The organism is Paenibacillus antarcticus (assembly GCF_001637225.1).
Lineage (GTDB): Bacteria > Bacillota > Bacilli > Paenibacillales > Paenibacillaceae > Paenibacillus_AQ > Paenibacillus_AQ antarcticus.
In genome coordinates, this window is the sequence record NZ_LVJI01000002.1 from 201947 (window position 1) to 216423 (window position 14477).

At 37.8% G+C, this 14477-nt stretch carries 9 protein-coding genes and 1 pseudogene; 7 read left to right on the plus strand and 3 right to left on the minus strand.

Going from position 1 to position 14477, the window contains the following annotated elements:
* Positions 1–503: 503 nt before the first annotated feature.
* The 3 genes from PBAT_RS03790 to PBAT_RS03800 are packed head-to-tail and all read right to left on the minus strand — an operon-like array spanning position 504 to position 2426.
* Entirely contained in the window at positions 504–1196 is a 693-nt protein-coding gene (locus PBAT_RS03790) for a hypothetical protein (RefSeq protein ID WP_068646734.1), read from the minus strand.
* A complete protein-coding gene (locus PBAT_RS03795) occupies positions 1189–1575 on the minus strand; it encodes a hypothetical protein (protein WP_068646736.1) in 387 nt (128 codons plus the stop codon). The genes PBAT_RS03790 and PBAT_RS03795 overlap by 8 nt, the downstream gene beginning before the upstream one ends.
* Positions 1545–2426: a ParA family protein gene (locus PBAT_RS03800; protein WP_068646738.1), complete on the minus strand. Its 882-nt coding sequence runs from the start codon at positions 2424–2426 to the stop codon at positions 1545–1547. The genes PBAT_RS03795 and PBAT_RS03800 overlap by 31 nt, the downstream gene beginning before the upstream one ends.
* A 263-nt stretch (positions 2427–2689) precedes the next feature.
* On the opposite strand from PBAT_RS03800, the pseudogene PBAT_RS26350 reads away from it, so the two are divergent.
* From PBAT_RS26350 to PBAT_RS03830, 7 genes and pseudogenes are all read left to right on the plus strand, one after another.
* A pseudogene (locus PBAT_RS26350) lies at positions 2690–3023 on the plus strand (NgoFVII family restriction endonuclease); the annotation flags it as partial.
* 319 nt (positions 3024–3342) lie between these two features.
* Positions 3343–4812, plus strand: coding sequence for a type I restriction-modification system subunit M (locus tag PBAT_RS03805; RefSeq protein ID WP_068646740.1), 1470 nt, complete (start codon positions 3343–3345; stop codon positions 4810–4812).
* Complete coding sequence (locus tag PBAT_RS03810) at positions 4805–5983, plus strand: restriction endonuclease subunit S (RefSeq protein WP_068646742.1); 1179 nt, start codon at positions 4805–4807, stop codon at positions 5981–5983. Before PBAT_RS03805 ends, PBAT_RS03810 begins: the two co-directional genes overlap by 8 nt.
* A 39-nt stretch (positions 5984–6022) precedes the next feature.
* On the plus strand, positions 6023–9370 hold the full coding sequence (locus PBAT_RS03815; RefSeq protein ID WP_068646744.1) for a DEAD/DEAH box helicase family protein: 3348 nt from the start codon (positions 6023–6025) through the stop codon (positions 9368–9370).
* A 116-nt stretch (positions 9371–9486) separates the two neighbouring features.
* The gene (locus tag PBAT_RS03820) at positions 9487–11682 is read left to right on the plus strand and encodes an MrcB family domain-containing protein (RefSeq protein ID WP_068646746.1); all 2196 of its coding nucleotides are present in this window, start codon (positions 9487–9489) and stop codon (positions 11680–11682) included.
* Positions 11654–14065, plus strand: a complete 2412-nt coding sequence (locus PBAT_RS03825) for a restriction endonuclease-like protein (RefSeq protein WP_068646748.1) — start codon at positions 11654–11656, stop codon at positions 14063–14065. Before PBAT_RS03820 ends, PBAT_RS03825 begins: the two co-directional genes overlap by 29 nt.
* On the plus strand, positions 14062–14403 hold the full coding sequence (locus tag PBAT_RS03830) for a hypothetical protein (protein WP_068646750.1): 342 nt from the start codon (positions 14062–14064) through the stop codon (positions 14401–14403). Before PBAT_RS03825 ends, PBAT_RS03830 begins: the two co-directional genes overlap by 4 nt.
* The last annotated feature ends 74 nt before the right edge of the window (positions 14404–14477 follow it).

The following is a 14477-nucleotide window of genomic DNA, read 5'->3' on the forward strand; positions in this document are numbered from 1 at the left end:
GATAGATTTAATTCAGAAAATAGATGTGGCAGATGTGAAGTAAGAAAAATCGAGAGAACAGTGCGTCTTTTTGTCAATTCTACTTTATTGGGATTAATATTAAAAAATGAAGAATTCCAACTATCGTTGTTATTAATATTGGCGTTAAATTGGTGTTACAAAGAATCACCAATCATCCTAAACCACCCAAACAAAATGGGAAATAAATACAATTAAATCAGTAAGACCAAGGCTTCAGCCCACTTTAACAGATTATATGGGAAGGTCTGATTAACCCTCATACGGTACATGCAAAGTACTGTTCACTGTTAATTTGGAAAGGAAACGGTATATAAAGAGAAGCGGGCTATTGTCCCACTTCTCTTTATATAATTAATGGGTAAAGGATGGCTATGGTCAGCCGCCCTGACATTGAGCAAATAACAATGTTTTTGTAAGTTTTGTACTTCCTATTACTTCTACACATTAGAAGCTTAGTTAATAATAAATACTATTAAGTAATATTATTTGAAGAATGGAAGTTTTTCATATTCCTCATCCCCCAATATAGAATGAAGTCTAGATAGTTGTGGAGTATCAAAAGAACTACTTTTAAGATTATAAATATCCAGAAACATAAATATTAGATTGATCTTGATTTTTTCTATGGAAGTTATTTTTGTTTCTAAATTTTTAGATATAAGAGTTTTACTCATCATTTCATTTAGATACAATATAGTAGTTTGTTCACTAGAAATCCTATGAATATTTTTTGAGAAAGCACCAAAATAGCTATATAGATCTGATAGTTCAACTTTATATTTGTGGTTTAAATAAGTTGCATCTAATAATTTATTAAGTGTGGAAAAGCTTGTTTCTTTGATTTCTTCGTAAGTCATTTCAGGTTTAAATTTGTTTATAAGTATTCTTAATAAATTTTCAACATTAGCTCTCATAATCGAATAGAATTGAAAATCATCATTGGTTGGTAAAATATAAAGTGTCTTTAGATAGATTAACTTTTGGTCAGCTAGTAATTGAGTACATATAGGATTTGAATTTCTTATACTTGAAAATATTTCGGAAATAATAAGTGAGTCGTGAATATTTGTGAAAAGTTTTTTTACAAGTCCTTCTTGAGATTTTAAAAATGCACTTTGAGGATAGTTTTCATGAATAAATGATAAATAATACTGAAATTCTGTTTGTTTATTCATTATCTGCACCTCGTTTAAATTGTTCCATTAATGAATCAATATAGTTCTTTGATTTTTTGTCTTTTGTTTTAGTATCCGATTCAATATTGTTGAAAAGTAAATGTTGAAGATTACGCATAATCAAAAGTAATTCATTTTTTTCTGCCTTGTTAATATCTCTCAATATTCTAGCAAGTAGTAATGTACGACTTTTAAATAAATATTCACCATATTGATAGTTGATTTCGTCAATAAAAGAAAGAATATCGCTGTTTTTATTAAAATACTCTTTACTTAGAAAGACATCAGTGACAATCGAATAAAGCTCTAAACGCAACAATTCTGTATTTGTATTGCCATCTAGCTTACTTAAATTTGATTTAATGTATTTTGAGGACATAATTGAGTTATCCTTTCATCAAATTCTTCGACAATAACCTCTATATTCATTTTAGAGTGATTGTTTTCCCCATCTACAATGAAATATCCTACATCTTTAGGGATTTGAGGATTTTTAACAAAAGCATTTGTGAAAAAGTATATTTCTTTTTCTTTAAGTTCGTTGCTTGTAAGAATTTCATCGATGAAATTTTGTACTCCAGTAGTTGGCGTCTTCGCTATGTTTGAGAATATAACGCCTACCTGAAAGATAGGACGATATTTAAATCGTTCTCTATGTACAGATTTCAATTTCTCTATTGCTTTAAATAATAAATCTAATCCTAATACTGAATATGAATCTGGATAAATGGGCGAAACATAAAAATCGCTGGCTAATAATGCAGCAGTTGTATAAAAAGAATAAGTTGGAGGGCAATCTAAAAGAATATATTTAAAATCATCGGTTAGCTTAAAGTCCTCAATGAAATTTTTAAGGGCTTGTTCTTTGTCTGAGCCACCTAAAGTTCTTTCAAGAAAGATAGTATTCAAATCACCAGGAATGATTGATAAATTATCACTTAGATTAAGTATTACATTTTCTTTAACGGTCTTTTCAATGTAAGAGTGATTAAACACCATATTGATGCTAGAGGTACAGACCTTAAAGTTCCTATTTTCTTCATTTTCACGTTCATACGTATGTTTATATTTATATTTTTTAAATATTGACTGTGTAAGGTTTGCTTGGGGATCTACGTCAATTAAAAGTACTCGGTCACCACGAGAAGCTAAATAGTATCCAATTTCTTTACAAAGAGTGGTTTTTCCCACGCCACCTTTCATATTAAGAAAGGTTATTACATTTCCCATCTCTAAAAACTCCTCCTCCTTGCTCATACACCATCTTTAAAGTAGCGTGAAGAGCATTATGATTATTCTTTATATTCAAAAACAAAAACTCCCATTCTAGTGAATGATTATCTATATACTTATTAAGTGGTAACCCTTGGATAGATATGTAGGATGATTATACCATATTGGTATTGAAATAGGAGCTACAATATCGAGTACTGTCACTTCAGCGTTCTCTATGATATTGGTAGAGAATCGCTGCTAGATACGGAAGAAGCGGTATCATGCAAACTCGGTTATGTAATGAGATCGTCGATACTTTGAAAAACACGCTTGGACAGGAAGAGTACAATGAACTCGAGTTAGATGAACAAGGTGAAGTACTCACCTATGTGTATTCGAAGTGAAATCATATCCGTGGGATCAAGGACGAGAAGGAGCTGAGACTTTTTACACCTTTATCTCAAAGATCTCTTTTCCAGACCTCAACTGGTACCCAATATGCTACATGAACTGAAAAGTGAAATAGTTACAGCGGAATGGATAGATCCACTTGTTTATTTTATAAAATGGAGCGGTCTATGCTGTCTAATGGAGCAGTTCGAGCAGTTTACCAATATCAAGGACAGGTAAGCGATATTACACCGAGATAAGCAGAATGGGATAAATCATGTCATATTGGCGTTCGTTCATTTTGCGTAACTTGGAAGAAACAGATATGAAAGCCGTGATTGAGCTAAGTAATCTCACAAATAACGAGAATAATGAACTACCTATCCAGTGTGAGGTTCTATTATTTTGAGAATATATTTGCTCATAGATCGATATTTATGATGTGCTATATAATGAATGGGAAGTATTGTAGAATAAAGGGATATATAGATGGATTGAATGAGTCTAAAGGACTATTAAGATAGAGACAGGAGCAATACAGATGCTAACAGGAGAAATTCGCAATAAGGTTGATAAAATATGGACTGATGTATGGGCTGGAGGTATATCCAATCCCTTAACCGTAATAGAACAGCTTACCTACTTAATGTTTATCCGTTCTTTGGATGAGAAGGAATTGGAGAATGAGAGCTTTGAGGCGATAAGTGGTGAGGCGATGCCTAAGATCTTCCCACAGGACGAAGATGGACAGGCCATGCGTTGGAGTAAATTTAAGACCAAAGATTCACGCGTGATCTATGATATTGTGGGCACGAAGGTATTTCCTTTTATCAAAACAATGAACGGAGATAATACGACGGCTTTTTCACGCTATATGCAAGATGCGATGTTCTTAGTTCCAACCCCTCAGGTATTGCAAAAGATTATTACAGGCTTAGATGAGTTGTATGAACATGACATCAAAGATTTGGATATGCAAGGTGATCTGTATGAGTATATGTTAGGTAAACTGGCAACATCCGGACAGAATGGTCAGTTTAGAACTCCAAAACATATCCGTGATCTCATGGTGCAATTGCTTGCCCCAACTCCAAATGATAAAATATGTGACCCTGCTTGCGGCACAGCGGGATTTCTCGTATCCTCTGCGGAATATATTAGACAAAACTATGAATCTGAGATGACAAGCGAGCAATGGGATCATTTTGCAGGCGATATGTTCTCTGGTTACGACACCGACAGAACAATGCTGCGCCTATCCGCGATGAACCTAATGCTCCATTCTATTAATCAGCCGAATATCGACTATGTGGACAGTGTATCGAAGCAGAATAGTATTGCATCCGAGTATGATATTATCCTCGCCAATCCACCGTTTACTGGAACCGTCGATGCTGAGAGTATTAACGATAACCTAAAGATTATTTGTGATACGAAAAAGACGGAGCTTTTGTTCGTGGCACTCTTCTTACGCATTCTACGTAAAGGTGGACGTTGTGCTTGTATTGTTCCAGACGGTGTCTTGTTTGGTTCTACCAAGGCCCATAAATCGTTACGTAAAGAGTTAGTAGAGAACCACCAACTTCAGGCGGTAATCTCAATGCCGAGTGGGATATTTAAGCCGTATGCTGGTGTGAGTACGGCAATTCTACTGTTTACCAAAACAGGTGCAGGCGGAACGGATAAAGTTTGGTTCTATGATATGAAAGCCGATGGCTTTTCTTTGGATGATAAGCGTTCTTCCATTGATGCCAATGATATTCCCGACCTCCTTGCCCGCTTCCATAATATTGAGGGTGAAGCAGACCGCAAACCAACCGAACCAAGCTTCTTGGTGGACAAGTCTGCGATTGAAGCGAATGATTATGATCTTTCAATTAATAGATATAAAGAAGTTGTTTATGAAAAGGTGGAGTATGATGCACCAGAAGTGATCATGAACCGACTTGATGGGTTGAACCTTGATATTTCTGCCAAGATGGAGGAATTAAGGGGGATTCTTGGTGAGTAAGTGGGAAATGGTTAAATTGGGTGATGTATTCAAAATAACTTCTGGTGGAACACCGTCAAAAAGTAAACCTGAGTATTATGAAAATGGAACCATACAATGGGTGAGAACTGGAGACTTAAAAGGTAAGTATATTACTAAAGTTGAAGGAAGAATAACGGAAGAGGCACTCAACAAGAGCTCAGCAAAACGATTTCCTGTTGATACTGTTCTTATTGCGATGTATGGTGCTACAATTGGTGCTTGTTCAATTCTTTCTATTGACGCAGCTACCAATCAAGCTTGTGCAGCTCTTTTGCCGAATGGAGAGATTGATAGTTCTTATTTATATTATTTCCTTTGCAGTAAGAAAAATGACTTTATAAAGATGGGAGTAGGAGGAGCACAGCCTAATATTTCGGCTACCCTAATCAAGGGTGTCCCTATGCCACTCCCACCTCTGCAAACCCAAAAGCAAATTGCAAAAACTTTAGACACCGCCGCAGAACTGCTTGCTATGCGCAAACAGGAGCTTGCTGAGCTGGACAACCTTATCAAATCGACCTTTTATGATTTGTTTGGTGATCCTATTACCAATGAAAAGGGATGGGATCATTGTTCTGTAGGAAAATCCATTAAAGTTATAGAAGCAGGGTGGAGTGTAGACGGTGTTAAGAGACAAAAAGGAAATGAAGAAAGGGCAGTTCTAAGAGTTAGTGCAGTTACATCAGGTTATTTTCGAGAAACAGAATGTAAAGTGTTAGATAAGGATTTGAATATAAAAAAATATGTATTCCCTCATAAGAATGACTTATTGTTTAGTAGAGCCAATACAAGAGAATTAGTAGGAGCAACATGCATAATTTTTGAAGACTATCCAGACTTACTCCTTCCAGATAAGTTATGGAGAATTGAATTTAATAATCTAGCCAACGTTATCTATATGAAATATATATTAAGTGATAACTCAGTAAGGAATAGCTTATCTAATGTATCAACTGGAACAAGTGGCTCCATGTATAATATATCTATGGGAAAATTGAAAGCGATAAATATTCCCCTTCCACCAATAGAACTCCAAACCCAATTCGCCACCATCGTCACCAAAATCGAGGAACAAAAATCCCTCGTAAAAAAGGCGATCGACGAAATACAGTACCTGTTCGACAGTTTGATGAACGAGTATTTTGAATAGAAATTGTAAACCTATAAATTAATCTGAGAGGTGAACTTCATGTCTCCAAACTTTGATTTCTTACAGGAACAACCGGAGTATGCTTTGTTTGCTATGGCTTGCGTTGAAGCGGAGCGGGTGCTAAGCACCTCTCCTGCTATGGCGGCGGTTGGTAGTCGTAAGGCCTTAGAGCTAGCGGTCAAATGGGTATATACTGCGGATAACACGATTATTATGCCATATAAGGATAATTTGCAGGCATTGATTCACGAGCCTACATTCAGATTCGCCATGGAGAACCAGACTTGGGGTAAGCTACCCTATATCATCAAGCTGGGGAACCTGGCGGTACATACAGAGAAATCAATCAGTCGCAGTGACGCTATTCTATCCCTTTCCTCTTTGTTTGAATTCGTACAGTGGATAGATTACTGCTACGGTGTAAACTATGAAGAACGTCAATTCAATGAAGAGAATATTCCTGCGGATAAGGTCATTCTAGACGAAGCGAAGATTAAAGAGAAAGATAGCTTAATCGAGCAAAAAGATTCTGAATTAGAGGTTTTACGTGCTAAGATCGCTGCTATGAGTGACCAACTTACCGCAGATAAAGCGCAGCATAAGGAAGAGCGCCACTTTACCCCTGAAGATATCTCGGAGTTCATGACGCGTAAGAAATATATAGATGTAGACTTGAAACTGCTTGGCTGGGTATTTGGTGATGATGTACGAGAAGAAGTGCCGCTTTACGGTATGCCTAATCATGAGGGAATAGGAAAGGCGGATTATGTGTTGTACGGTAAAGATGGACTTCCGCTTGCGATCATCGAGGCGAAGCGTACCTCTAAAGATCCGAAGATCGGCACGCATCAAGCGAAGCTGTATGCGGATTGCTTAGAGAAGATGACAGGCCGACGGCCGATGATGTTTACTACCAATGGCTTTGTTACGAATTTTTGGGATGATGTAACCTCGCCAGAACGTAAGGTGAGCGGAATATTCTCCAAGAGCGATCTTGAGAAATTGATGAACCGTCGTAGTGAACGGAAAGTGTTAGACGAAATACATATTGATGACAAAATTACCGATCGCTATTACCAAAAGGAAGCCATTCGTGCCGTATGCGAGAACATTGGTACAGGTCATCGAAAAGCATTACTCGTGATGGCGACAGGCACGGGTAAGACAAGAACTGCCTCTAGCTTAACGGATGTATTATCCCGAGGTGGCTATGTCACCAACGTTTTATTTTTGGCGGATCGAACAGCTCTGGTCAAACAAGCCAAGGACGATTTCAAAAACTATCTTCCAGATATGTCTCTATGTAATTTGTTAAGTAATAAAGAGGATAAGACCGCACGTATTGTATTTTCAACCTATCCGACGATGCTTAACGCCATAGACACGGCTAAGGGTGATGACGGTAAGCGTCTGTTTACACCTGCCCACTTTGATTTAATTATTGTGGATGAAGCACATCGAAGTATATTTAAGAAATATCGAGCGATATTTGAATATTTTGACGGTATCCTGGTAGGTTTGACGGCAACACCAAAGTCCGATGTTGATCACAATACCTACGACTTCTTCGAAGTGGAGAATGGCGTGCCTACCTATGCTTATGACTATGACACCGCCGTGGAGATAGATCATGTGTTGGTGCCTTATTATAATATTGAAATAGCCACAAAAATCTTGGATTATGGCATTACCTACGATGATCTATCCCCTGAGGATCAGGCGCGTTATGAAGAAGATTTCACAGATGAAGATGGGGATATGCCTGATTTTATACCGTCTCCTGCGGTGAATGAATTTATCTTTAACCAATCTACCGTTGATATGGTGTTAGAAGATTTAATGACCAAGGGGAAGAAGGTTGGAGGTGGGGACAGACTAGGGAAGACTATTATTTTTGCACAAAATAAAAGACATGCTCAATATATCGTCGAACGTTTCAATAAGCTGTATCCCCAGTATCATGGAAGTTTCGCTAAACGTATTGTCTCGGAAGATATGTATGCTCAATCAATGATTGATGAGTTTAAGGTTGCAGAGAAGGAACCTCATATTGCCGTGTCGGTAGATATGTTGGATACTGGAATTGATGTGCCAGAGATCGTTAATCTGGTATTCTTCAAGCGTATTCGGTCCAAGACAAAGTTCTGGCAGATGATCGGTCGTGGCACAAGACTATGCAAGAATCTTTTTGGAGAAGGAGAACATAAGACGGGTTTTGTTATCTTTGATTATCTAGGGAACTTCGAGTTCTTCCGTGAACACAAGGAGGGCTTGCAGGGCAATGAAGCCCAGAGTATATCCGAAGGGATTTTTGCGAAGCGAGTTCGATTGATTCATCATATGCAGCAGTCTATCTTTATCGATGATCCTTATCAAGTGATTCGGACAGATTTAATAGAGACAGTATTACAGCAAATTAAAGCTTTGAATACGGAATTAGTTTCGGTAAAAATGCAGCTGCAATATATTGAAAAATATAAACATAGCGGGGCCTTCGTATGCCTCTCTGATTTAGATAAAAGTGATCTGATCAAGTATCTTGCACCGATTGTATATATGAATGATACGGATGAGCATGCCAAACATTTTGATAATCTTATGTATGGGTTAATGATTGCTCAGATTGAAGGATTGGCATATTTCAAGAGAAGCAAGAAACAGTTAATTGATGTTTGTATTAAACTATCAAGACGTGCGACGGTTTCAAAGGTTAAAGAAAAACTAGAGTTGATCAATACGATCGGTACGGATGACTTTTGGGAGAGTTCAGATATTCTGAACTTTGAGAAGGTACGTGTAGAGTTGCGTAATCTGATCAAAATTATTGTAGATGAGGGTGGAAAGAAACCTATCTATACGAACCTTGCCGATGAAATCATCACGATTAAAGAGGGTATGCCGATGAGCCAGGCTTATGATTTTGAAGATTACAAGCTAAAGGTCAATCGTTATATTGAGAAAAATCGTGATACGCTGGCTATTCATAAGCTACGTAACAATATTCCATTGTCTGCGCTCGACTACGAGAATCTGGAGCATATTTTCACTGGCGAGTTGGGTACGGCAGAGGATTATAAACGAGAATATCAAGACACTCCATTCGGTTTACTAGTACGTAAAATTGCTAAACTAGAAGCGGAAGCTGCAAATGCTATATTTTCAGAATTTATTAGTGATCAGTCACTAAGTCAGACACAAATCGTCTTTGTCAAAAAGGTCATCGATTATATTGTGCAGAACGGCTATATCGAGAATGTATCTGAACTTACAAAGCCACCCTTTGATAAACCACATACTTTCATTAAGTTGTTTGATGGGACGAAGCAGAAGCAGTTAGTAGAGATCGTTACGAAGTTTAAAGAGAATGCGGTTAAGATCATAGGATAAAGCCAATGATTGGGAACCGAATAATGTGATTGTAAAATATTGTTGTATTGAATAAGGGATTGAGCTAAATTTCTTTCTCAAATTAACAAGAAAATCAAACTAAACAGGTGACTCCAATGACACTACCTATAGAACTATCAAATATCTTTAAAAACAAACAGAAATCATACAAAATGATCCTCATTAAAGCGATCCTAGATGTTATGAAAGGATCTGACAATAGAGAGGTTCCATTCACACAAGTGAAGGAACAGTTTCTTAAAATTCTTCGAGATAGAGAAGCAGGACAACTGAAAGTAGACTCGCCTCCAGCGAAAATGGCATCTTCATGGAGAGAAATTACTTCAGTTCAGCTCCAGCACATTATAAACACGCCAATCGAGGTGTTATCAGCCGTACTAGAATACAACAAAGAACAGCAAACTATAGGTTTCAACTCAAATATATACAATCAACTAAACGATGAAGTTATTGATGAACTATATAGCTATGCAGAGCAAGAACTAGAGAACTATTACAATCAGATGGATAGTTCCTTTTCGCTGCATGATGCATTGCATTCGGTGATGTCTAGTTACCTTGATGCTAAAAAGGAGTCTTTTGGAGGTCATCCATTGGGTAACTTGCTTAGGCAGGTTATCCCTAATGGGCTTAAGGAATTATCCTTTATTGGTGACAACCTGAAGGTGCAAGGGTCTGTGGGACAGGGGAATTGGGCGAATATCCCTTGGATTGCTATTATGGATAAAAGAATTACTGGAACAACGCAGCATGGTGAGTATATCGTATACCTATTTGCTGAGGACATGAGTTCTGTATATTTGACATTAGCTCAAGGAGTAACTGTTCCAAAGAATGATATGGGAAAAGTACAAGCATATCAATACCTCCGTAATAAAGTAACTGACATTCGTAAACTTATCTCACTGGATGGAATGGTTCAGGATGATCAGATTAATTTAACATCTGGGGGTCTTGGGCAAGATTATCAGGTATCAACAGTGGCGTATTATCGGTATGAGGCAGATCAGTTACCTGATGATGAGCAGCTCATCGCTGATCTGAATAAAGTGTTCGAATACTATAATCAGTATGTAGATATCACGTTACATATGGCTGAAGTGATTAAGCCTAAGGAAGTGGAAGATATGGATCCGATGACGACAAAAGAGCGCTTAGATACAATCAAACAATTTATTAATCGCAATGGATTTCATTACCCTGATTATCTGATCGAGAACTTCTATCTATCTTTGAAGACAAAGCCGTTCGTTATTCTAGCAGGTGTGTCCGGCACAGGGAAAACAAAGCTGGTAAAGCTGTTTGCAGAAGCGTTTGGGGCAACGAATGAGAATGGTCAGTTCAATCTAATTCCAGTAAGACCAGATTGGAGCGATCCATCGGATCTTCTCGGATATAAGGACCTATCAGGTAATTTTCGACCAGGGCAACTGACTGAGGTTCTTGTTGATGCAATGAAGCCGATAAATCGAGATAAGCCTTATTTTATTTGTTTAGATGAAATGAATCTAGCAAGAGTTGAACACTATTTCAGTGATCTGTTAAGCATATTGGAGACACAGGAATGGCAGGGAGATCGAATTGTTACATCGACATTGATTCATGCTAAATCTCTCTCATCAGAAGATGATCAGATGATATATGGAAATATTTATTTACCAGACAATGTGTATATCATCGGTACGGTGAATATGGACGAGACAACACATCCTTTTAGCAAAAAAGTTCTGGATCGGGCTAATACGCTTGAGTTCAATTACATTAACCTTGGTCAGTATCCAGATATGGAGTTAGTGTCCAAGAGTATTGATTCCGCACAGCCTACACCGAATTCATTCCTACGTAGTGATTATCTACAGTTGATTGATGTTTATAAAGAGAATAGTGAATTGGTTAAGAGGAATACGGAACTGTTAGTGAAGATCAATGGTATTTTAGAAAATATACATTCTCATGTGGGTTTCCGTATTCGGGATGCAGTCTGTTTCTATATGATTTACAATGAACGTTCGGATTTATTAAGTGAGGATATAGCATTTGATATGCAGCTTCTTCAGAAGATATTACCTAGAATTCAAGGAAGCAGTATGTCTGTGAAACGGGCACTACTTTGCTTGATGGAGATCGCTTTAGGTACTAGCCTAAAAATATCAGAATTAGCAGACGATGCTTCAAATTTATATAAACCTAGTATTCTAGAAGGTGCTAAATACCCGCAAACAGCACGGAAACTGGTATTCATGATTAGGAGGTTAGAAGAAGATGGGTTCACCTCTTTCTGGCTCTCTTAATCAAAGTGTAGAACTTCTGCGTGTAGAGACGAATCTATTTAACTTGTATATTCAAGGTAAGCCATTCCATCCAACGGTGGAAACCTTACAGCTTCATCGAAATGAGCATGCCGAGTGGCTGGATGCTCATTTTGGTGTGGAATCGATTCGATCTTCGGTTCATGTGGAGAGCATCTCAATCTTCTCGCCAGAAGAAGGAACGTTGATTCCATGGCAGAGAGGTGAGAAGAGTTACCCTATATTTTTCGAGACACAGTCTTATGAACTGGTAGTGGAGAAGAAGCAGGACGTGGCGATTACATTTCACCATGATAATATGCATCTCCGGAAAGCGATTAAGCCATTAGGTAAGATGATATTGTCAGGTATCTTGAATTTTCAAAATGAAGTAGGTTATACAGAGTTAGAGATCCATGTGAGTGGAGAGTCAGCATTTCGGTTACAGCTTGAGATCTTCCCTTCAAAGATGGATTACAAGCAAGATTATCAGATGATTCTAAAGGATGTTAATGAGCAAATCTATAATCTCTCATTTGATTTTCTACGTAAGACTTATAATCTAACAGGACTGAAGGAGACTAACCATCAGAGCTTAACCGAATTCTTCACTATTCTTCAACATGTATTCAGTCAACTCGTGCAAGCGGTGGAACGAATTAAGAACTCGCCCCATTCTAAGCTGCAGGCGGAGAACCGATTAATGGAAGCGGCACGTGTGAAGAAGGTAGGGAGAGAGAATATAACCTATTTAAGTAAACGTCCTCATCTTCTCACATCTGATCATAAGAACGGTCCAATTCAACTAGGGAATGATAGATATACTCCAAGCCATCTTCTTGAGAACAGAAGGTTTGTCAGTTATGATACGGCTGAGAATCGATTTGTCCGATGGGTATTGAGCCGCATTCAAGTGAAACTGAAAGATCTGAAGACGCGATTAGCGAGTAAAGAACAAATGACAGAACCACTGCTCACTAAAAAAATCAATATGATGCAAAGTCAGCTCCAAAGATTGCTCCAGCAAGATTTTCTTAATGTTGGTGAAATGAAGCAGATGTCAGTATCGTTAGTATTGCAAATGGCTCCAGGATATCGCGAGGTATACCGCTATTACTTAATGCTTCTGAAAGGCTTGTCTATTCAAAGTGATTTGTTCCATCTTTCCATGAAGGATCTGGCTCAGCTATATGAATATTGGTGTTTCTTGAAGATTCATGATTTGTTAGGTCGAAAATATGAGCTGCTCAAGCAGGACATTATAAAGGTCGATCGCGATGGACTCTTCGTTAAATTAAGTAAATCGCAGGCTGCTAGAATGCAGTATCGTAATCCTAAAAATGGTGAGATTTTCACGCTGTATTATAACACCCTTCCACAGGGAGATGGAAACGAGACGTTGCCGCAACGTCCAGATAATGTTCTAACCCTGAAGAAAAATGATTCTAACGTGGAATACAAGTATATTTTCGATGCAAAATATCGTCTTAATCCAGCTTATGAGGGAACTAGCTATCATCGCGATTATAAGACACCGGGACCCGAACTGGATGATATCAATACGATGCACAGATATCGAGATGCGATTGTATATAATGGTGGAAAACAAGGCGAAGTTGAGCGTAGTATGTTCGGCGCCTATGTATTGTTTCCGTATCATAACGAAGAAGAGTTTCAGGAACATAAATTACACAAAAGTATCAAGATGATGAATATTGGTGCATTTCCATTGTTGCCTAACTCTACTGGGTTACTGGAGAAGTTCTTAGATGAAATTATTATGGACAGTCCGGAGAAAGCATATGAACGTTCAACTCGACCACGGGGGACTAAGGAATATTACAGTAATAAGTTAACGGGGAAGAATGTGCTTGTAGGTTCTTTAAGGACTGTCACTCAGCTAGAAGTAGCTAAAGAGAAGGGATTCTATCACGTTCCACTCGAGAATATATCGGAACATCAGATTTTGACGCAGGTTGAATATGTAGCACTCTGTCAATCACGCAAGAAATTCGGTCCGGATAGGGAAACTGGAATCCATTGGTATGGTAAGGTTATGGACTGGAAAGTAGTGCGCCGTAAGGAGATTTCAGAGATTCCACCACGCCCAGGAACAGAAGAAAAGTTATATGTGAAATTCACGGTTGAGCATTGGCAGAAGAAGGATAAGCCTATCGCATTAGGTGGACAAGGGATCTATAACTTGCTCTTTGCTTCGAAATATATGTTCGATCGAGCGGAAGAAATCGCCGAGCTCAAGTTAGAAGATGAAGCGCATTTAATAGAATGGCGGGAGAAACGCCGACTAGGGAAAGTTAGAGTTACAGTGGATAACGAAGATATAGATTTAGCTAATAGGGTGTTGGGTGTAGAGTTGCATATGTGAATCAATATTTGGTGCAGAAGCAACAACAAAGAAACAATGATGCTGTTGTAGCCAATGTTTATACGATAAATTACATTAATATTACTAGAGTTATAAATGGAGGAATAATTGTGGCATTGATAACTGATTTAAGTAAGGCACCTAGAAATTCAAGATTGCAGAATGAAGCAGAATGTACATATAATATTCTAGTTGAAAACGGGAAAAAGTATGTTCAATTGAATACCTATGGATCTAAGGAAAGAGTAAATACAAATGTTGTAAGCCAAACAATTCAGTTTAATGAGCAATCCGCAATACAACTTATACAAATTCTGAAAAATGAATTTTCATTGTAGGTACAATTAGATTAAGAGAGGGAGCATTAATAATGAAAACATATAAGTGAATTGCAAGATTATGTTAAGTAAAA